We start from the raw sequence: 20,392 nt of genomic DNA on the forward strand, positions 1-20,392 counted from the left end.
AGCCCCGGCCGGCGCGATCGGGCGCGGGGGTGGGGGGGGGGGGCCTCCCCGGTCGCCGGGGCCCCGGGCCCGGGGGGGCCCGCCGTACGCATGCCCGGGGCAGACCGCTCCGGCGAACCGGCGCCGGGGCGCCGCCGCGTACTCAGGGGAGTACTGCTGGCCGGTGCGCTGCTCCCGCTGGCCGGTGCCGTCTGGATCGGTGTCACCGGGCTGCTCGCCCGCTCGGAGCTGCTCGCGGCCCAGCAGGACCTCGACGCGCTGCGGCACTCGGTGACGCCCGGCTCCGCCTCCGGTGGGGCGACCGCGTCCGCGTCCGCCCGGGGACCGGAACAGGCAGTGCGCTCGGCCGCCGTCCACGCGGCTCGGGCACATCGCCTGACCACGGGGCCGGCCTGGTACTCCGCCGCCGAACTGCCCCTTCTCGGGGGTCCCGTGACAACCGTGCGCGGCGCCGCTTACGCGGCCGACCGGCTGGCCGGCGACGTGCTGTCCCCGCTGACCGGCGTCCTGCAACCGTCCACGCCGCACGGAAGCGGCGGCGGGATGTCCGAGGCCCTCGCCGAGTTGCAGCGGCACGGGCCGGACATCGCCCGGGCCGCAGACGTCGCCGCCGAGGTGCGGACCGAGGTGCAGGGTCTGCCCCGGTCCACCTGGCTGCCGACGGCCGACCGGGCCCGTGCCGGGCTGCAACAGCAACTGGACCGCCTCGCCCCGGTGATGAGTGACGCCTCCCTGGCGGCTCGCGTCCTGCCGCCCATGCTCGGCACGCAAGGACAACGGCGTTATTTCCTCGCCTTCCAGAACCTCGCCGAGGCACGCGGCACCGGGGGGCTTCCGGGCGCCTTCGCCGTGCTGCGGGCCGACCGGGGCCGGCTGTCCTTCGAGCGGTTCGGCAACAACACGGAGATGGAATCGGCGAGACCGGACATCGACCTCGGAGCCGAGTTCGACGCCCGCTACGCGGGCAGCGACCCCGTCCACGTGTGGCCCAACTCCAACAAGAGCCCGCACTTCCCCTACGCGGCCCGCATCTGGGCAGCGGCATGGCGCAAGCACACCGGCGAACGCGTGGACGGGGCGATCGCCGTCGACCCGGTCACGCTGAGCCGTCTCCTGCAGGTCACCGGCCCGGCCCGCATGGCCGACGGCACCGAGCTCACCGCCGGCAACGTCGTGGACCTCACCGAACGGGCCAGCTACGCGAAGTACGACGACGTCGCCAGGCGCAAGGCGTTCTTCGTCGACGCCGCCCGTGCCGCCGCCGCACGGCTGATGGGGGCGCTCGACGACACGCGCCGACTGCCCGCACTGCTGGTCGCCGTGAACGACGTCCAGCGGGACGGACGGCTGAAGGTCTGGAGCGCCCACCCGGCGGAGCAGCGCCTCCTGGAGTCCCGCCCCTACTCGGGCACGCTCCCCAGCTCCCCCGGCCCCTTCGCGGGACTGGTGGTGAACAACGCGGCCGGCGGCAAACTGGACTACTACCTCGACCGGAGCCTGACCTGGGAAGCGGGCGCCTGCTCCGGCAGCGGCCGCACGGTCACCGTGACCATGACCCTGACCAACCGGGCGCCGGCATCCGGTCTGCCCGACTACGTGACCATGAGGGCGGACTCCCCTCCCTACCGCACCCGGCCGGGTGACAACCGCCTTCATGTGTCGTACTACGCCGGGGTCGGAGCCACCCTCGCCGACGCAACCCTGGACGGCCGCCGAGCGCTGCTCGCGCCCGGCGTCGAACGCGGCCACTCCGTGTTCACGCGTGACCTGGAGCTGCCCGCGGGCTCCAGCCGCACCCTCGTGCTGCATCTGGTGGAGCCGCACGCGGACGGCACGCCGACGCTGCTTCGGCAGTCCCTGGTACGGCCGCTGCGGACCACGCTCAAGCCGGGAGGCACCTGCCGTGTCTGAGCGTGTGCGCCGCGCGGCGGGGGCCGTGCTCGCGGTCGCGCTGCTGCTCGCGTCACGCCCCCCGGCAGGCCGCGCACCCGGCGACCGGGCAGGCCGAGCCGTGGGTGGGCGGCAGGCCGCGGCGCACCGTGTCGAGCAACTGCGGGTCAAAGTGCTGGAGGTCCTGCCGCACGACTCGAAGGCGTTCACCGAGGGCCTTGAGATGGCCGGCAACACGCTCTACGAAAGCACCGGCCTGTCCGGTGCGTCCTCGGTACGGGCAGGGCCGCCGGGCAGACCGCCCACGGCCCGTGTGGCGCTGCCCGCGCCCTTGTTCGGTGAGGGGATCACCGTGCTCGGCCGGACCCTGTGGCAGCTCACCTGGCGGAACCGGACCGCCGTCGAGCGCGACGCCAGGACGCTCGCGGAGCTGCGTCGCGTGCCGTACCCGGGCGACGGCTGGGGCATGTGCTTCCAGCGGTCGGCGCACCGGCTCGTGACCAGTGACGGCTCGGCACGGCTGACCTTCCGCGACCCGGGGACGCTCGCGGAGAAGGGCGAGGTGGCCGTGACCGAAGGGGGCCGGCCGGTGACGGGGCTGAACGAACTGGAGTGCGCCGACGCCGCCTTGTACGCGAACGTGCTCCCCACCGACCGGATCGTGCGCATCGATCCCGCCACCGGAGCGGTGACGGCGAGCATCGACGCCTCGGGCCTGCTGCGCGGCGACGAAGCCGTCCCGGGATCGACGCTGAACGGGATCGCGGCAGTCCCCGGAACGGACCAGTTCCTGGTCACGGGGAAGTTCTGGCCCAGAATGTTCCGCGTGGTGTTCGTCCCGGCCTGAGGCAGGCCACACGGCGACGCAGATCAACCGCCCAAGTGACTGCAGCGCGGCTCAACCCCTGCTGGGGGCGCGGGCCGCCTGGATTACGGCGCCGGTGCCTCGAACTGCGGCGTGCCAACGTCATCGCCCTTCATTGACTGGATTTCGGCGGCCAGACGCCACTCCCCGACGGCGGCGCGAAAGTGCCGCCACCAGACGACTGCGCCGGTGACGCTTGCGGCGGCGAAGCCCATGGCCGCTCCGGCCGCATCCCACACGGCCGCGCCCAGGAGGCCGCCGACGATCGTGACCGGGATGATGCCGAGCCGAGCCCGAAGACTGCGACGGGCCTCACCCAGCGCCCGGAGGCCGAGTGTCGCTCCCACGGACGTGCCGGCCCCGCACATCATCACGGCGATCTGCGGCAGGATCGGCCGTGCGCCGGACCAGTTCTGGCCAAGGAGGTGCCGGCCGATCGAGGCCGGCATCGCCAGACAGACCAATCCCCAGACGACACTCACCCCAAAAAGGGTCCAGCTGGCCAAGCGTGCATTTCTCGCCAAGACATCCACCGAGAAGTGGGCGTTTCGAACGAACTCGGGGAGCAGAACGACACCGGCGGCCATAAGGATCACGCTGAGCGGGCCGAAGACCAGGAGCGCACCCCGAATGCTGCCGGCTGCCGCCAGACCTGCCGTCACCCCGATGCCGAAGCTGACCAGATGCACCGCACCGGCGGCGGCGATGAACTCGCCGGCGAAGCGCCCGCAGAGGTCGGAGTGCTCGCGTAGCCAACCGGGAAGACTGCGCCCAGCCGGAACGAGCCGGGACTGGCGGAGACCGAGGACGGCACCCAGCCCTGCGCCGATCCCCCAGGCGGTGATCAGGATCGGACCCGATCTCGGCAACGCGCCCCCCGCCATCAGCCCGAACAGCCCGACCTGAGCGGCAACCCAGACGAAGTCGTTCAAGGCAGCTGACCGCACTCGCCCCGAAGCGAAGAAGACGTAACGCCAGGCGTCCTGGACGAGAAGGGCGGGAGCCACGACGCCCAGCGCCACCAGAGCCGCGCCGGCAGAGTCACCGACGAGCAGGCCGGCAGCGAGACAGGCGCCCCCCAGCAGCGAACTCAGCACGGTGACGGACCCGACGGCCCGTCGTGCGCCGGCGTCGAACATGTCCTGTTCCTGGGCCGTGTACCGGACGGCGAGCGGTTCCGTGCAGAGAGCTCGTGACACGCCGAGCAGGAGCAGATATACCGCAAAGGCCAGTGCAAAAGCACCAAATTCTCTCGGCGCCAGCGAGTGAGCGGCCAAGGCACTGACGAAGAAGTTGCTCGCGCTGGAGAGGGCTTGGTCGACGAGACCCCAAGCTGCACGAGCCGAGGCGGCTTTCTTCATACGGGCTTCCTTTCGCCGGATCGTGGAACGCGGCCTCGGGAACTCGGTTTCCGGCGCGGGCAACGGCACTCGGCGTACGACGAACCGCAAGGCACGTCGCGATCCGGCGGAGCGTAAACGGACGCCGGACAACCGGGGCGACGGCGCGCAGCGCGGTCGCTTTGACGTACCGTCCCTCCAGCACCGTGACGGAATCGCCGCGCCGCGCCGTCCGGAGCCGCAGTGCCCTCACAGTCCGCGCAGGGCGCGGTCCAGGTGCTTGTAGACCGTCCGGTTCGGACCACTCCACGTCAGCTCCGCCGGCAACGACTCCCCCGGCAGCGCGCCGAGTTGAAGTTTCATGGAGTTCTGCCCTGCTTCCGGGTCTTGATGACCTTCGCCGGGACGCCGGCGATGACGCTCATCGGCGGGATCTCACCCCGGACGACACTTCCGGCGGCGATGACACAGCCTCGCCCCACCCGCGCCCCGTCGAGGAAGGTGACGTTGGCGCCGACCCAGCAGTCGTCGTCGATCGTGATCCCTTCACGGGTCACGCCCTGGTCGCGGATCGGCCGGCTGGTGTCCTCGAAGACATGGTTCTCCGAATGGAAGCTGACGCGGTTCCCCATGATCACGTCTTCCCCGATCCACACGCCGCCGGCGGCACCGACGAACGAGTGGGATCCGATGGCCGACCTGGCGCCCATCACACAGCCCTCCCCGAGGTCAGTGACGACTCCGCTCGTCTCGATGATCGAGTAAGGGCCGATGGTGACGTTGTCCCCGAGCACCAGCCCCCGACGCGAAAGACCGTCGAGCACGGCCCCGCGTCCGACCGTCACCCCCTTCCCGATCTTGATCATGCGACGGTTGCGGAAGTCGACGTCCCGGCCGACGCACAGCGCGCTCCAGAGCGACGTGCGCAACCCGAAGGCTTGAAGGAGGCCGCGCAGGACGGCCAGGGAGCGACGACCACTGATCCCGACGACCGAAGACATCGGCAAGTCGGGGTCGAGTCGGTACTCGGAACCCTTGATCCGGGTGGCGGCATACTCGGCCACCTTTCGGATTCCAGCGCCAGCACCACTCATCAGGCCTCTCCTAGGCCAGGCCGGGCACTCCGGGGATGAGCGCATCATCCTCCGAGGCGCTCGACCGGTTTGCGCCGAGAGCGATCAGGACAGGGAGCACGACCGAGACGTCGTTCAGGGTGCTCTCGAAGACTGAGTGCAGGAGGACGAAGCCGGCCACTCCCAGCAGTACGGGGTCCCGGAGCCGTCGGAATATGCCCTGGCCATCGGTCAGGAAGAGGGCGAACCCGACCAGGAGTGCACCGAGTCCCAACATGCCGGCTTGCACGAAGGCGGATACCCACGAGCCGTCGAGCGGCTCTTCGGCGACGAAGCCATTCAAGGTCGGTACGGTCTTGACCGCCATTCCCTTTCCGAACAGGGTTTGCGGGACGGTCCGTTCGACGTCCGCAGCAGTCGCCCAGCGTTCGGTCCGACCGGTGAACGTGAGATCGATGAAGTCGGAACCACGGGCGCTCTCACGCGTGTAGAGCGAGTGCAGCGGGTTCCCGAGCAGGGCGTTCAGCATGATGAGGAGCACGCAGCACGAGAGGACCGGCACGCCCCTCCTCCGGGTGCTTCGCTGGAGCAGTGCCAGGCACAATCCGAATCCGGTGGCAAGGATGCTCGTGCGGGAACCGCTCAAGACCACGCCGGCCGCGAGCAAGAGGAGACTGGCGCCCTGCCACCGCACGGGCTTGTCGCCTCTCGCCCACGGAACGAACAGCACGATCACGGCCAGGCCGGCGATCGCGCCGAGGTTGTTGGGGTGGGTCGGCGGCAGGAATCCGTGCAACCGGCCCGACTTCAGAGGGTTCAGGCCCAACAGCAGCGCCAGGAGTGAACTGCCGACGAACACGGTCCCGACCCGGGCGTAGAGGGTGAGAAGCCTCCGTGCGTCCAGTGCGGCAATGACCCACGCGCTCACGACCAGGAGCACCGCGAATCGAGCCGAGCGGAGCAACGAGACGTTGACGTCCGGGCCGAGGACGCCGCCGACCGCCGCAATGCTGCAGTAGGCCAGGAGTGCCTTCACGGACCCCGGCCAGGCCGTCCGCTTGCGGCCCGGACAGGCAAGCAGCACCGCGATCGCCAGCAATGGGTACTTCAGGAGCGAGGCCGTGCCTCCTTCGGCGCCGGCCAGCCCGGACCAGGGCATGCTCGTAGCGAGAGCGATGACCCAGGCCATGGTGAGACGCCTGGTCCTCCCTTGGCCGTCATCAGCAGTGTCCTGCTGGCGGGTCCGCGGCATCTGGGACATCAAAAGTCCGGTGCTCATACCATCATGTCCAGAATCTGCTTGGCCAGAACGTCCGGGGACTGGGTTCCGTCGAGCCGAGCCACGGCGTTGGGAAGGGACAACCGACGCCACCGGCCCAGCTCGGCTTCCGCTTCGTCGAGGGTGAGCTCCTGCTTACGGGCGACGATCACGTCTGCGGGGGCATCGAGCACGACGGTCAGGTCCGGCCGCGGCGCCATCCGGACCGCCAGACGGGCGAGTGCCGGGGGACCGTAATAGGCCACGCTGACCGGTTGGGCCGCGTAATTGTAGATCCATCGGTCGGCCACGACGACGCATCGGTCGCCCCGGATGTCGCCGAGGTGGCGGCACATGCCGAATTGGTAACCGATCCAGAACCGAATGAGGTTGCGGGCCAACCGAGCGGCAGAAGCCATTCGACGCGCCGGTGTGGGCCGCTCCGGTGCCCGCTTCGTGGGCGGTGGTCCTGCGGGAAGCGGGACAACGTTCGGTGGTGGAACCCGGGCCGACGGGATCCAGTGTACGTACGCGAACCGGCAGCCCCGTTGAGTGGAAAGTGTTTCAAGAGCCTGTGCCACCGTCGTTTTTCCGGCGCCATCAGGCCCGACCAGGGCGATAAACACCAAGCTGCCATCCCGTCGTTCTGGACCCGGGCAAGTTCAGTTCATGGATGTTCTCGGACGAAACACGCCTCACCTTGAGCCTGTTCCTGCGCCCACCAGAGCCGCAGCCCTGCGCTGCATCTCTCCGCGGAGCCGTCGCCAGACCTGCTCGGCCGATACCTTCTCGGTGCGCAGATCGAGATCCGGCGAGGAGGACATCCACCGGTAGGCCGTGACCGACCAGGACGAGCCGGACCCGGGGACAAATACCACCAGCTGCCCATTGGCGCGATCCTTCACGAGCGGTCCCCAATATTGCAGCAGGGCCTTCAGGAGTGAGAAAGGGGCTGGTCCTTCCGGCCATGAGTAGAGCCGCACGCCGGCCAGTCCACTGCCCGCCTGCGCGGCGAGAGCACGGATTCGCTCCACCATGGCGTCGGCGTTCCGGCAATCCGCCCAGACCCACGGTACGACTGGACGGCGGCGGAGAGTGATCTCAGCCGACCAGAGCTGGACCCAGGCCGCCACAGTGCCCAAGGGGTTCCGCGCCAGTGCTCGGAGCAATACCGCCCGCCGCAGGCCCGCCGCGTCCCGAACGGCTGCGCCGGGACGACCGCCGTCCGCCAGGCGCCAAAGCCGGCGACGCCAGCGAGCTCCGAACACCGCCTGGAGGACGTGCTGGAATCGCCGCGGGTCCTCCTTGACCGCCCGCTCGACGACGGATGCGTAGCGCGGGTTGAACACTCCTGCCCAGAGAATCGAATTGAACCAGGCAATGGTTGCCTCATGGGCAATACCGACGACCGGAAATACGCCCGCCGGTTTCCATTCAGCCGCAGCGAACAGCGCGGCACGATCCAGCAGGCGTGCTCCTCTCCAGTTCCAGTCGGGCAGCAGATCGATCTCGCCCCAGGGATAGAAGTAGGCACGGACGTACGATCGACACGACACGCGATCCGGCAGTCCGAGGCGCTCCACGAGCTTGCTCTCGGCCTCCGGGAGGTCTCGGACCAGGACGTCCCAGTCCCCGCCTCGGGCCCAATTGGCGAACAGATCTCCGTTCTTGAGGGTCACCGCACCAGTGGAGGCGAGGTCTGCGAGGAGCCCCGTCAGCGCCTCGCGAGGCAGCGTCGCTTCACCGCTCACGTCACCACCTCCCGATACAGGGCCGCCATCTGGGAGGCAACCCGACCCCACGTGAATCGCTCGCCGATGAGCGACTGGGCACGCTTCCCCGCTGCGGTTCTCCAAGCGGCGCCTCGTTCCACGAGTTCGGAAAGTCCGTCCGCGATGGCCGCGGCGTTCGCATCGACAGCGACGCCGGCGTCGTATTCGACAACCGGGTGAGCCATATTCGTGCCCGGCGTGACGAGGACTGGGCGGCCGACCGCAAGCGCCTCCAGAACCGCGAACGGGAGGCCCTCCCATCGTGAAGGCTGCAGCACCGCCGAAGCAGACCGCAGGAGGTCCATCTTGGCCGCTCCGAACACCGGAGGCCTGATGGCAACGTTCCCGTTCAAGTTCAGCTCGGAAATACGCTGACGCAACCACGACTCACCTCCGCGGTGGTCGGGACCAACCAGAAGAAGGTCAGGGACTGCCGACGCCCGGAGCGCGCCGGCGTACCCGTCGAGGAGAAGGTCCAGGCCCTTCACCTTCACGTCCAGGCGGCCGAGGAACACCCATGGCCCGTCGGCAGGTGCAGGCACCAACTCCTCCTGCCACCGCTCGTCCAGACCGTTCGGCATGCATGCGATGCGCCGACCGAGCTCGAGCGCTTCGAGATCGTGGACCTCTCCCTCGCTGACGGCGTGGAGGGCTTCAGCACGCCGCAAATAGCCCGTCTCCCAGAGAGCACGCCAAACGGCCTTGGCGAATCGCCGGCGGCCACGGGTTACGTTGGGGTTGTAACCACCGTGGGGCGTGACCACGTAGGGAACCCCGAGCCTGCTGAGCGCGATGTTCTCGGCGGTGTACACGGAGTGGAAGTGCAACAGATCGACAGACCGCGCGAGTTGCCCGACAGCCTCCCATGAGCGTCTTGGAAGTCCGATCGCGTTCCTCGCCTGTTGCGGGAACTTCGGGATGTCGTAGATCTTGATGCCATCGCCGACCCACCGCTCTGTCAGCGTCGTCACCCTCTTCGAGCAGTTCCAGATCTGCACGTCCACACCGACCGTCGAAAGGTGACGGGTCAGACCGACGACAGCACTGTCGACGCCGTTGGCGCTTTCCGGCTTGAAGTTGCCGACGTGCGCGACGCGGAGGTTCTGGTTCATCGAGAGCCACCGGCCGTCGTCCGGGTCCCACGGGCACAGCCCGAAGCGGACGCACCGACGGCCATGGCGTACCACCGGTCGAGCAGATCGGGGATCCGCCGAACGGTCCACCGGTTGTCGCCGGCGTGCCGGGCTCCGGCCTGGTTCAGCGCTTCGGCGAGCGACCGGCAGACATCAGCCGACGGGGCGACCTTGATTCCCTGTCCCGGCTGCACCACCGTTCCGGGGCCACTGGTGTCGAGGCAGATCACCGGGCAACCGGAAGTGATGGCTTCGGCGACCACCCCGCCGGCCGATTCCCGACTGCTGGGAAACAGCAGCGCGTCAGCCCGGTGGAGCGCCTTGAAGACCTCGAACCGGTCCACGACACCATGGAGGGTGATGCGGTCGTCGACACCGAGCCTGCGAGCGAGAGCCAGGCTGGGCTCGCGCTCGGGACCTTGGCCGTACACGTCGAGGGTCCAGTCGGAGGCGGCCGGCTGTGCCAGGGCGCCGACCGCGGCCCGAAGGCCCTTCGACGGGATCAGGCGACCGATGAAGACGGCTCGCCGCGGCTCGTCACCGGTCTGCGCCGCGGACCCGACGAGATCCGGCGGCAGATCCACCACGGAATTCTGCTCGACCACGAGGTTCGGGTGGTCCTTGAACCGCTCGGCCACCTCGTTGTTCTGAGCGATGATCACAGTGGCACGCTTGGCGGTCCACGAGCCGAACGTACGCGAGCCGGCCGTCGTGGCGATCGACCGGAGCGTCTCGGAGAGTGCCCACCGAGGGCCGTACGTCTTCCACATCCCGAACGGGAACGAAGTGAGGCCAGGCCCGACCGGACCCCACACCGAGGGGAGTCCGTGGATGAACGCCATGCCGGACGGCAGCCAGTCGATCGAGAACGTCATGTGATGGGCGACGTCGAATCGAACATCCCGATGGAGACGACGGGCCTCGGCGCGGGCCACCGCCTGCCAGACCACGTAGTACGGGTACAGCGCCCAGGCGCTTCGCTTCAGTGAAAGGACCCAAGGAGGGGCATCGACGTAGACGGGATGCAGGTTCGGCCGCGGATCTGCCCTGAGAGCGCGCTCGATGGCCGGCCGCCCGCGGGCGCGAGTGATGAGCCACACCTCGTGACGCTCGGCAGCGGCGGAGGCCCACCACCACCCGATGCCGCGCTCGGACGACTCGTCCGGGTCGCAGGCATAGGCCGACATCACGACCTTCATCTCGAAAGACCCTCTCGATCGTTCCGACTGCCCGGGGCCGCGGGGAGCAGACTCACCTCGCGGCCAGCAATTCGGAGAGGCTGGCGGCTTGGGCGGCGTGCTTGCGTTCCACCCACGCCGGGACGACTCCCTCGACCGCCTTTGCGCCACGGTCCGACCAGAAGAGCGCCGCCTCTTCGAGATCGGGACACAAGGACTTGGGGAGGCCACCGGCCAACTGAGGACCGTTCGGTGCCGTCATGATGAAGCGGACGAGATCGGCGTGGGGAGGAGCCCAGTCGCTGCCTTCCCAGTCCAGCAGGTGGGTGCCCCCCGTGCGATAGCGCCGGAGGTTCCAATGGGCGAGGTCACCGTGCATCGGAGTCCAGCCGGCCGGCACATCCGCGGGGCGCTCCGGCACCCCGAACGCGTCGTCGATGTCGGCGCAGAGTTCCATGACGGCGCGCAGGCCCAAGTGGACCGGGACGTGGAGGCCGGCCGGCGTGGCGGTGGACAGCTCCACCGCGAGACCGTCATGGGAGAACCCGGCCAGGCGCATCGGCCAACGGATGCCCGTTCGGGTCCCTCCGCCCACCCGGGGAGCCAACCGCGGGACCTCCCCGGCCAGGAGCACCCGGGCGAAGGTTTGAGGGAGGCCGGCGGGGTCGAGGAACAGGGCCCCGAACTTCACCTGGGGTTGGTCTGCGGGAGGGAGGTGCCAGAGCACCTCACCGGCGGCCAGTTCCCGGGCGTCACGGATTCGGGCCTCGAGCGCCGCCCAACTCCCCTGGGAAATCGGCAGGGGCCACGGTCCGGCAGGCCGGAGCCCGAGCGACGGAAGGACTCGGACGGCGTGGTAGGCCATCCGCTGGAAGGCCAGGCCCCGACGCCCGTTGGCCGGGCACATCGCCACCATCTGACGCGCCACCGCCCTGGAAGAGGGATTTCCCACGACGCGTGAGCGCAAGGAGAACTGCTTCATGACTGGAAGCCTCGAATCGGTCGTCTCGGACTTATCGGCTCGTCGGCGACACCACTTGAGGAGCGGCTTCCCGGACCGTCCGGTGGCTCACCGAGGCGACCGCTGCGGACATTCCCTGGGCGAACCGGTCCTTCCCGAAGCGGGCGCGCACCGCCCGGGCACCTTGGGCACCCATGACCGTCGCCTTCGCCGGGTCCGACAGGAGATGGCCGGCCCACGCCGCCAGCGCGGCCGCGTCCCCGGCCGGGAAGAGAAAGCCGTTGACACCGTGCTCCACGATCTCGGGAAGGCCCCCGACGGCGGTCGCCAGGACCGGTCTCCCGGCGGCCAGGCCCTCGACCGCCACGTTTCCGAACGACTCGAGGGCGGAGGGGACGAGGACCACGTCGGCCTTGGCGTAGGCGGACGAGGTGTCGGTCCGGTAGCCGCTGAACTCGACGCGGTCGGCCAAGCCGAGCGAGACGGCCTGCCTCCTCAGGGCCTCCTCGTACCACTCGTAACCGTCGAAGGTGTCCCCGGCGAGCTCCAGTACGACGTCATGACCCCGCTGCACCAGCAGCGACAGCGCCTTGATGGCCAGATCCTGGCCCTTGCGGGGGCTGAGGCGGCCGACGAGCAGCAGACGGCGCGTGCGGCCGAAGGCCGGAGGCGGCGGCAGCGTCGCGGTCATGTCGAAGCCGTTGTGGACAAGCGACACCCGGGATCCGACGCGCGGCAGCCGGCTCCGGACGTAGCGCTGCGTGGCCTGCGAGTTGACGACCAGACGGTCGGCCAGCAGGAGCGGGCTGAGGAGGACGGACGCCAGTGGACCGGGAAGCTGGTCGAGCTCGTGGACATGGCAGATCACTCCCGCCCCGGCCTTCCGGCCGGCGGCCATCCAGTGCGGCAGCGTGATGGTGTTGACGTAGACGACGTCCGGAGCCATGGAGCGGATGGACGCGGCCAGTCCACGCACGGTCGGCCAGGCCTGGGCGGCCAGCGCGGCCAGCGGCCGGGGGGAGAGCAGCGAGCGTCGCAGGACGGGGAAGCCCGCGATGCGGACCGGGACAGCGTCGGCCCTCAGGCGCTCCGCCAGCCTTCCGTGCCCAGGGAGGATCACCTCGACGGAGGCACCGGACCCACGCAGCGATCGGATCGCATCGAGGAACACCCGGTCCGAGCCGTACAGGTCCGCCGATGGGTTGACCGCCAGGATCCGCCGGCCGCTCACCCCGGTCATCGAACCGGTTCCGGGGTCGCCTCGCGGCCGGCGTTCTTCTCCGCCCACTGCGTCTCAAGAGCGGTCCGTCGCCAGCGACGGCTTCGGGCCACCGTCATGAGCAGTCGCTCGTAGGCGTCTGTGACCTGCCCGAGGCTGAATCGGCCACCGGCTCGCTTGACGGCGAGGGTCCGAAGCTCGTCGTCGACGGTGCTCCTGTCGTCGAGGCGGCGCATCAAGGCAGGAAGCTCGTGGTCGAAGTCGGAGAAGTACTCGCCGGCCTCCCCAAGAGCCTCCCGGTTGAACACGGTCTCCAGGGCGATGATGCGTGCGCCGCACCCCATGGCCTCGAGGAGGGACGGGTTGATCCCGCCGACCGAGTGGGTGTGGAAGTAGGCACGGGCCAGTCGGACCATCGTGGCGTAGGCGGCTCGGTCGGAGATGTGGCCGCCGAGGATCAGGCGTGAATCCTTGTCGGCAAGCTCACGGAGTTCCCGGGTGACGGGCGAGTCGTAGTTCGCCGCACCCAGAACGACCAACGGCGTGCGAACACCGCTGGCGAGGTAGCTGCGGGCAACGCGGTGAATGTTGTTCTCGGGGATCAGTCGGCCCGCGATGAGGAAGTAGCCGTAAGGAGACACTCCCAGTGAGTCAGACGCCTCCGGACGCTCCTCGTGGCCGATCTCCGTCCAGCAGTACGGGATCACGGTTGACTCGGCCTTGAACTGCCGCTCGTAAATGTCACGCATGCCGATCCCGTCAGCGATGAGAGCCGAGGCGCTCCAGCGGGCGATACGCGCTGACCCTCGGAAGTAGGCGCGAGCCGCCCGGCCCCATTTGCCACGAAGCCACTCCTGGCCGTCCGTATTGAGCACGATGTGCTGCCCGGTAAGCCGGGAGAGGAGGCAGAATCCGGCGTTGGCCACATTCACCACTAAGACGACGTCGTGCTGGGCATGACGTGCGGCTAGAGCGGAAAGCGCACCGTGGGAAAGCGTGCTGAGCTGCTTCGAGGCGATGGCGGGCAAGAAGACTTTCTTCACGCCCTGGTAGGAGGGCGCCTGCTCGACTTCGCCCGGGCGGCAGTACATCGTGACCTGGTGCCCGCGCGCTGCCAGTTCGGGCAGGAGCACCGTCAGAAACGTCTCGTAGCCGCTGTAGGTCGACGGGATGCCCCTCGCCCCGAAGACGCCTAGATCGAGGGGTTCGGGGACCTGGATATTGCGCACCTCATCAACTCCGTTCTCGATGTCCGGCGCCCTCGCGGCAGTGGTGTGATGCGCTGGGCCGTGCATGGCGCCTCTTGAACAGGCCGTCCGGGTTCTCTCCACGTGCGGTGGGCGGCACCGGGGGAAGCGCGGCAGAGGCCCCGTGTCCGGGTCCGCCTTCAGATGTGGCCGATCCGGTGTATCGCCGCCAGGGACTTCGGCAGTCGGGCGGCGCTCCTGGGCCATATCCCGGAACACGAAGGGAGCAGACATCGCCCACGACGGCGGTGACGCGGCTCGTCCACGGCAGTTCTGCCGAACGCCGATACGGGTGCGCCGGGCGAAGGAGCCCGGCCTGCGGGGATCGCCGACCGCGTTCCTGGCCGATGCGCGCGCCAGGGCGTGTGCTGAACTCCTGCCTGAACCGTTGGGGGCGGCGCCGGACGCCGTTTCACCCTGCCTGCCCGGCCCGTTGCGCCAACTTCCAGGGGGTGTCCGCGGCTTGGCGCCGGCGATGAAGTCGACGGCGGCTCCCGCGGCCACGCTCGCCACAAGCAGTCATGCGCACGGGCAGCAGCCCAGTCGCGTGCCGAACCCCACCCGGACGATGTCCACCTCCGCGGTACGGATGTCCTCCGCTTGCCGCAGCAGTTCTCCGGTGTTCAGTGGTGGGCCGCACTCTCAGGGGTGTGAGCCGTGATGGGAGCCCCCGGACACTCGACCACGGAAGCGGCCTGGTCCCTCCCTGTCGGCCGGACACTCGCCCGGGCGGTCATGAGCGAGCCGAGGCGGTCAGCGGTGACGGTACGGCCGGGCGCCTGCGTTCGGTGAAGTCCTCGGACGCCTGGCGGATTCGGAAGTCGGTGATGGTGTGGCACAGGCCGTGTTCCACCGGAGTCATGGGCTCCCAGTCCAGCAGCTCGCGGGCCACCGTGATGTCCGGGCGGCGCCGTTCCGGGTCGTCCTGCGGACGCGGAATCAGCGTGATCTCGGAGGTGGCCCTGGTCAGCTTGCTGATCCACTGCGCCAGCTCGAGCATGGAGACCTCATGGGGGTTGCCCAGATTGACCGGACCACCGTGGTCGCTCGCCTGCATGCGTAGCAATCCCTCGACCAAGTCGTCCACATAACACAGCGACCTGGTCTGGCTGCCGTCACCGGTGACCGTGATCGGCTCTCCGCGCAGTGCCTGGTCGATGAAGGTGGGGATGGCGCGTCCGTCGTCTGCGCGCATCCGAGGGCCGAAGGTGTTGAAGATGCGCACGATCTTGGCATCCACACCGCGGTTCCTGCGGTAGGCCATGGTCAGTGCCTCACCGAAGCGTTTTGCCTCGTCATACACCGAGCGGGGGCCGATGGGGTTGACATGCCCCCAATAACTCTCCGGCTGGGGGTGAATCTGCGGGTCGCCGTACGACTCCGAAGTGGAGGTCAGCAGAAAGCGCGCACCCTTCGCGGCGGCCAGGTCCAGGGCGTGCCAGGTGCCGGCCGACCCCACACGAAGCGTCTCCAGGGGCAGCCTCAGATAGTCCGCGGGCGAGGCGGGTGACGCCAGGTGGAACACGGCGTCCACCGGGCCGGGCACGTCCAGGCCCTGGCTGACGTCCTGGTGCATCAACTGGAAATGAGGGTCGTCCGTGAGATGTTCCACGTTGCCAGGGTCAGAGGTCAGGAAGCTGTCCACGCAGACCACGTGGTGGTTCTCGTGGATCAGCCGCTCACACAGGTGGGAACCGATGAAGCCGGCCCCACCCGTCACTACCGCACGCATGCAGGTCCTCCCGGTCGCCCCGCGCCAGGATTTGGCGAGGGTGGGTTGCAGTGTCACTGCCGAAGATCAGGACGATGTCATGTTTCTATCTATTACTCGCCTATGGGTCAATTGAGACATAACGCCGGTTGACAAGCCCTTGAATAAGGGCATTTCACCTGTTCTGTCCAAAAGGGGTAGTGTATGTCAGTATTCATTGGAGAGGCGGCGCCTCGCCATCGGCCGGCCCCGTTTCGGCACGCGCATTGGGCGGGCCGAGCGGTCAAACGCACCATCGATCTGGTGGGGGCCACCGTCCTGCTCCTGCTGCTGGCGCCGATCCTCCTGGCGGCCGCCGTCGCCGTGAAGGTCGACACCCCGGGCCCCCTGCTCTTCCGCCAGCGCCGAACAGGCTGGCGGGGCGCGGAGTTCCAGGTCCTCAAGCTGCGCACCATGCGAGTCGGGTCCGAGAAGTTGAGGGAGGCCATGGCCGCGCGCAACGAGTCGGACGGACACCTGTTCAAAATCCGTGAAGACCCGCGCGTGACCGCGGCCGGACGCTGGTTGCGCCGCTATTCCCTGGATGAGCTGCCGCAGTTGGTCAATGTGCTGAAGGGGCAGATGTCCCTGGTCGGCCCTCGGCCGCTGCCGGTCGAGGACTCGGCGTTCACCGGGACGGCACGCCATCGTCTGCAGATGCGGCCGGGGCTCACCGGACTGTGGCAGATCAGCGGCCGGTCCAACCTGGCCTGGGAGGACGCCCTGCGCCTGGACCTGCACTATGTCGACGCCTGGTCGCTCAGGCTCGACCTGGCGATCCTCTTCCGGACCCTGCCTGCCGTGCTGCGCGGTGACGGTGCCTACTGACTGAGCCCCGGCGGTAACCGGGTCAGCCCGAACCGGCCCGAACCTGGGCGAACCTGGGAGAACCCGGGAACAGTACGAGTACACAGCGACGTTCGGGCATCCGCTCACCGCTGCGATGGCACTGTTCTGCGTGCCGGTCGTCAAGGAGGCGCCGGCGTCGAGGTCTTCGCCGGTCGCCCGCGTGCGGGTGGCGCTGTCGAGCGGAGCGCTCAGCGGCCGGATCTGCGCGCTGGTGACGCTGCCGCTCGTGCCGGACGGGCCGGAGGCACCGACCCGGAAGGTGTACGAGCGCTCGCCCTGTTCGGACGCTGCCGCTCCGCCTGCCCCCGCGAACGACCTGCCGGGCGACGCCGGCCGTCTGATCGTGCGTGAAGGTGAATCGGCACAGCTGGCGCCCACTCCAGGCGGATCTGTATCGATCCCGACGGTGGACGGTACGGCGGGGTCGCCGAGAGCACGCTCGTCGTACGCACGGCCCCGGTGATGCCGTTCCCGGTGGAGCTGCTGCGGTACTTCGACCGGGCCGCGCAGAAGCTCGACGCGGGCCTCGGCGCCCCGGCGGTGCCGGCTCCGGCTCCGGAAGCCGAGGCGACCGAGCAGCCAGGTACTCGTCGCGGCCGGTGACCGTCGGCACACCGGTCACCTCCGGGACGCTTACCGGAGTTAGCATCCGCTTATGACGACTACCGACAACAACGACTCCGTGCTGAACACCGAGATCGGCGCCCTGAAGGGCGGCCCCGCGAACCTGTCACAGTACGCGGGCAGGACCGTGCTCATCGTGAACGTGGCCTCCAAGTGCGGGCTGACCCCGCAGTACACCGGCCTCGAGCGGCTGCAGGAGCGTTACGCCGCGCAGGGCTTCACCGTGCTGGGCGTGCCCTGCAACCAGTTCCTGGGGCAGGAGCCCGGGACGGCCGAGGAGATCGCCGAGTTCTGCTCCGCGACGTACGGCGTGACCTTCCCGCTCACCGAGAAGGTCGAGGTCAACGGCGAGGGCCGGCACCCGCTGTACGACCGCCTGGTCGGCTTCGCCGACGCCGAGGGCCACAGCGGGGACATCCGCTGGAACTTCGAGAAGTTCCTGATCGGGCGGGACGGCACGGTCGTCGCGCGCTTCTCGCCGCAGACCGAGCCGGAGGCCGCGGAGGTCGTGGCCGCGGTGGAGGCCCAGCTCGCCTAGGTCCTGGCGTTGACCTTGCCCCTGGGGCAGGGCGGAGCGTCGCTGTCACCGGGCCGAAGGCGCCCGGTGACGGAGGATGTGGGCATGGACGAGGAACTGCTCACCATCGGCGCGTTCGCCGCACGGTCCCGGCTCTCGGCCAAGGCCCTGCGGCTGTACGACCGCCTCGGACTGCTGACCCCGGCGCACGTCGACGAGGCCAGCGGCTACCGCTACTACGAGCCCGGCCAGGTGGAGCGTGCCCGGCTGGTGGCACTGCTGCGGCAGCTGGACATGCCGCTGGCGCGGATCGCCGGGGTGGTGGAGGCGGAGGGCGCCGAGGCCGCGGACCGGATCGCCGCCTACTGGGCGGACGTCGAGGCGCGGCTGGCGGGGCAGCGGACGCTCGCCGAGTACCTCCGTGGACGGCTGTCCGGGAGGAGTTCGGATATGTACGGGAAATTCAGGGTCGAGACGGTGGACGTGCCCGAGCAGGTGGTGATCACCGAGATCCGGCACACGCTGGCGGACGAGCTGCCGGCGTGGATCGGGGCGTCGCTGGGGCGGCTGGAGTCGGCGGCGCGGGAGTGCGGGGGTGTCGTCGGGGCGCCGTTCGTCGTGTACCACGCCGAGGTGTCCATGGAGAGCGACGGGCCCGCGGAGTCGTGCGTGCCGGTCGCGGACGAACGGGCCGCCCGGGAGTGGGCGGCCCGGCAGGGGCGGACCTGGGAGACCGCGGTGCGGGTGGAGCCGGCACAGAGGCTGGCGTTCACCCGGATCACCAAGGCGCAGGTGGCCCATCCGCAGATCCTGGCCGCGTTCGAGGCGGTGGAGGAATGGATCGCGGCCCAGGGGCTGACGGTGACGGGGCCCTGCCGGGAGGTGTACTTCGCCGACTGGGAGGCGTCGGGGGCGGAGGATCCGGTGTGCGATGTGGCGTTTCCGGTGAAGTGACCGGGCCGCACCGGTCACTCGGGGCCACCCAGGGCCGAGCCCCCTCGGCAAGGACGGCGGGCTGGTCGAGAGGGCTCTGGGGTGGTGCTTGTGCAGTTGTCGTCGGCGAGGGTCAGGGAGGCCCCCTAGGCCTTGACCGATGCCACGAAGGCGTTCCAGGCGTCGGCGGGGAAGGCCAGGACAGGGCCCTCGTCGACCTTGGAGTCGCGTACGGCGAGTTCCGCGGTCGCGGGCGACTTCACCTCGACGCATGCCCCGTTCCCTGCGGAATAGGAGGACTTCGTCCACGTCTCCGTGAAGCCCTGAAGCAGTGCCATTTCCACTCCTGTAGCGAGTTGCTGTAGTGCGATTCGCGCCAACCCTGACGATCGATTGGCGCGATCGACGCTACTCGGCAACATTGCCTCCCGGAGCAGCCGTTCACTCAACCGGATGGCATATTCCAGGTGGGTCTTCCCCTGGAGCGTTCCGCCGGTGTACGATCCGGCGCTTCCCGCCGGGCTCCCCTCAACGGGCGTAGTCTTTGGCCACATCCGCAATGAATTGCCGGGATTGCTCCACGTTCAGGGACTGTGCCCGCAAGTGCTCGTACATCACCGCGTACTTCTGGACGTCGTGCGCCTTCTCCAGGTACAGGTCGCTGGTGACGCCCTCCAGGTACACCACGCTGGAGTCGGCCGCGTCGGCGAACTCCAGGATCGCGTACTGGCCGTTGAGCCCGGGATGCGCGCCCACCTCGAACGGCAGCACCTGCACGGTGACATGGGGCAGCTGGGACATCTCGATGAGGTGCTCCAGCTGCTCCCGCATGACCAGCTTGCTGCCCACCACCCGGCGCAACGCGGCCTCGTCCAGCACCACCCACAGCCGGAGCGGGTTGTTCTCGGCGGCGATACGTTCCTGTCGCCGCAGCCGCACCTGGACGCGCTTGTCGATGTCGGACGTCGAGGTCTCCGGCAACGCGCCCTGCACCAGGGCCTCCGCGTACGCCCGGGTCTGCAACAGCCCCGTGACGAGCTGGGGCTCGTACACCCGCAGCGACTCGGCGTCGGTCTCCAGGCCGATGTACACGCTGTACGGGATGTCACCGAACGCGTGCCACCAGCCCTGTTGCCGCGAGTCCCGCGCCATCTCCATCAGGGAGTCGACGACCCGCTGGTCCTCGACCTCGTACACCCCGCACAGATCACGGACGTCACGCTGACTGATGCTGCGCCGGCCGTTCTCCAGACGGCTGATCTTCGACTGCGACACCAGCAGTCGTTCCGCCACTTCCTCGGCCGTCATGCCCTTGAGCTCACGGAGCCTGCGCAGCTCCTGGCCCAGCCGGCGTCGCCTGACGGTGGGATTGACATTGGACGCCACGGGACGTGCACCTCCGGCTGCCTGCCTGTACCTGGCACTTTGCGTATCTGCTGCTGAGCAGACTGCCACCAAGGTGCTTACTACCGCTGGGAAACGGTGGATATGCGGCGCGTACGCGTCAGTTCGGGCAAGCAGCCGTGGGGGGGGCGGGGGGGGAACGGGCGGCCGCCCCCCCCGGCCGGCGCCCGGGGCCGGGGCGGGGGGGGGGGGCGGACTGGGGGGGCGGCGACTCGACCTGGACGACCAGGTCGACGGCGCCCATGTCGATGCCCAGCTCCAGGCTGGACGTCGCCACCACCGCGGGCAGGCGGCCCGCCTTGAGGTCCTCCTCGACCAGGGCGCGCTGCTCCTTGGACACCGAACCGGGGTGCGCACGGGCCAGAAGCGGCGGGGCGCC

At 69.3% G+C, this 20,392-nt stretch carries 19 protein-coding genes and 2 pseudogenes; 7 read left to right on the forward strand and 14 right to left on the reverse strand.

The window, feature by feature from the left end; all coding sequences use genetic code 11:
• The first annotated feature begins 90 nt into the window (after positions 1–90).
• Together ACFW2E_RS13890 and ACFW2E_RS13895 are read left to right on the forward strand one after the other, a co-directional pair.
• Positions 91–1,911 carry a DUF4012 domain-containing protein gene (locus tag ACFW2E_RS13890; protein WP_384465984.1) on the forward strand — a complete coding sequence of 607 codons (1,821 nt, stop codon included), beginning with the start codon at positions 91–93 and terminating at the stop codon, positions 1,909–1,911.
• A complete protein-coding gene (locus ACFW2E_RS13895; protein ID WP_384465986.1) occupies positions 1,904–2,737 on the forward strand; it encodes a glutaminyl-peptide cyclotransferase in 834 nt (277 codons plus the stop codon). Before ACFW2E_RS13890 ends, ACFW2E_RS13895 begins: the two co-directional genes overlap by 8 nt.
• Positions 2,738–2,820: 83 nt before the next feature.
• Here ACFW2E_RS13895 and ACFW2E_RS13900 read toward each other — a convergent pair whose 3' ends face one another.
• The 11 genes from ACFW2E_RS13900 to ACFW2E_RS13950 form a co-directional block, all read right to left on the reverse strand.
• Positions 2,821–4,116: a hypothetical protein gene (locus ACFW2E_RS13900; RefSeq protein ID WP_384465987.1), complete on the reverse strand. Its 1,296-nt coding sequence runs from the start codon at positions 4,114–4,116 to the stop codon at positions 2,821–2,823.
• 338 nt (positions 4,117–4,454) lie between these two features.
• The gene (locus ACFW2E_RS13905) at positions 4,455–5,159 is read right to left on the reverse strand and encodes an acyltransferase (RefSeq protein ID WP_384465989.1); all 705 of its coding nucleotides are present in this window, start codon (positions 5,157–5,159) and stop codon (positions 4,455–4,457) included.
• A gap of 40 nt (positions 5,160–5,199) precedes the next feature.
• Positions 5,200–6,267, reverse strand: a complete 1,068-nt coding sequence (locus tag ACFW2E_RS13910) for an O-antigen ligase family protein (RefSeq protein WP_384465990.1) — start codon at positions 6,265–6,267, stop codon at positions 5,200–5,202.
• Positions 6,268–6,443: 176 nt separating this feature from the next.
• Positions 6,444–6,827 carry a hypothetical protein gene (locus tag ACFW2E_RS13915; protein WP_384465992.1) on the reverse strand — a complete coding sequence of 128 codons (384 nt, stop codon included), beginning with the start codon at positions 6,825–6,827 and terminating at the stop codon, positions 6,444–6,446.
• Between the two features lie 294 nt (positions 6,828–7,121).
• Complete coding sequence (locus ACFW2E_RS13920) at positions 7,122–8,177, reverse strand: hypothetical protein (RefSeq protein WP_384465994.1); 1,056 nt, start codon at positions 8,175–8,177, stop codon at positions 7,122–7,124.
• Positions 8,174–9,310: a glycosyltransferase gene (locus tag ACFW2E_RS13925; RefSeq protein ID WP_384465996.1), complete on the reverse strand. Its 1,137-nt coding sequence runs from the start codon at positions 9,308–9,310 to the stop codon at positions 8,174–8,176. Before ACFW2E_RS13925 ends, ACFW2E_RS13920 begins: the two co-directional genes overlap by 4 nt.
• Positions 9,307–10,530 (reverse strand): glycosyltransferase family 4 protein, encoded by a 1,224-nt coding sequence (locus ACFW2E_RS13930; protein WP_384465998.1) that lies wholly within the window; start codon positions 10,528–10,530, stop codon positions 9,307–9,309. Before ACFW2E_RS13930 ends, ACFW2E_RS13925 begins: the two co-directional genes overlap by 4 nt.
• A 52-nt stretch (positions 10,531–10,582) precedes the next feature.
• Positions 10,583–11,200 carry a phosphotransferase gene (locus tag ACFW2E_RS13935; RefSeq protein WP_384466000.1) on the reverse strand — a complete coding sequence of 206 codons (618 nt, stop codon included), beginning with the start codon at positions 11,198–11,200 and terminating at the stop codon, positions 10,583–10,585.
• A gap of 322 nt (positions 11,201–11,522) precedes the next feature.
• A complete protein-coding gene (locus tag ACFW2E_RS13940; protein WP_384466002.1) occupies positions 11,523–12,710 on the reverse strand; it encodes a glycosyltransferase family 4 protein in 1,188 nt (395 codons plus the stop codon).
• Positions 12,707–13,918: a DUF1972 domain-containing protein gene (locus ACFW2E_RS13945; protein ID WP_384466004.1), complete on the reverse strand. Its 1,212-nt coding sequence runs from the start codon at positions 13,916–13,918 to the stop codon at positions 12,707–12,709. Before ACFW2E_RS13945 ends, ACFW2E_RS13940 begins: the two co-directional genes overlap by 4 nt.
• 751 nt (positions 13,919–14,669) lie before the next feature.
• Positions 14,670–15,668, reverse strand: coding sequence for a UDP-glucuronic acid decarboxylase family protein (locus ACFW2E_RS13950; RefSeq protein WP_384466006.1), 999 nt, complete (start codon positions 15,666–15,668; stop codon positions 14,670–14,672).
• A 255-nt stretch (positions 15,669–15,923) separates the two neighbouring features.
• Here ACFW2E_RS13950 and ACFW2E_RS13955 point away from each other — a divergent pair.
• The 5 genes and pseudogenes from ACFW2E_RS13955 to ACFW2E_RS13975 form a co-directional block, all read left to right on the forward strand.
• A pseudogene (locus ACFW2E_RS13955) lies at positions 15,924–16,514 on the forward strand (sugar transferase); the annotation flags it as partial.
• Between the two features lie 115 nt (positions 16,515–16,629).
• Entirely contained in the window at positions 16,630–16,998 is a 369-nt protein-coding gene (locus tag ACFW2E_RS13960; RefSeq protein ID WP_384466008.1) for a hypothetical protein, read from the forward strand.
• Positions 16,998–17,138 carry a hypothetical protein gene (locus ACFW2E_RS13965; protein WP_384466010.1) on the forward strand — a complete coding sequence of 47 codons (141 nt, stop codon included), beginning with the start codon at positions 16,998–17,000 and terminating at the stop codon, positions 17,136–17,138. Before ACFW2E_RS13960 ends, ACFW2E_RS13965 begins: the two co-directional genes overlap by 1 nt.
• Positions 17,139–17,190: 52 nt before the next feature.
• Positions 17,191–17,697, forward strand: a complete 507-nt coding sequence (locus ACFW2E_RS13970) for a glutathione peroxidase (RefSeq protein ID WP_384466011.1) — start codon at positions 17,191–17,193, stop codon at positions 17,695–17,697.
• Between the two features lie 84 nt (positions 17,698–17,781).
• Positions 17,782–18,630 carry a MerR family transcriptional regulator gene (locus ACFW2E_RS13975; RefSeq protein WP_384466017.1) on the forward strand — a complete coding sequence of 283 codons (849 nt, stop codon included), beginning with the start codon at positions 17,782–17,784 and terminating at the stop codon, positions 18,628–18,630.
• Between the two features lie 125 nt (positions 18,631–18,755).
• On the opposite strand, the gene ACFW2E_RS13980 is transcribed toward ACFW2E_RS13975, so the two are convergent.
• The 3 genes and pseudogenes from ACFW2E_RS13980 to ACFW2E_RS13990 all read right to left on the reverse strand — a co-directional run.
• Positions 18,756–18,947, reverse strand: coding sequence for a DUF397 domain-containing protein (locus ACFW2E_RS13980; RefSeq protein WP_384466013.1), 192 nt, complete (start codon positions 18,945–18,947; stop codon positions 18,756–18,758).
• 190 nt (positions 18,948–19,137) lie between these two features.
• Positions 19,138–19,995, reverse strand: coding sequence for a helix-turn-helix domain-containing protein (locus ACFW2E_RS13985; protein ID WP_384466015.1), 858 nt, complete (start codon positions 19,993–19,995; stop codon positions 19,138–19,140).
• Positions 19,996–20,155: 160 nt separating this feature from the next.
• Positions 20,156–20,392 (reverse strand): annotated as a pseudogene (locus ACFW2E_RS13990) (helicase-related protein); the annotation flags it as partial.

It is taken from the genome of Streptomyces sp. NPDC058964, from assembly GCF_042741275.1.
Classification (GTDB): domain Bacteria; phylum Actinomycetota; class Actinomycetes; order Streptomycetales; family Streptomycetaceae; genus Streptomyces.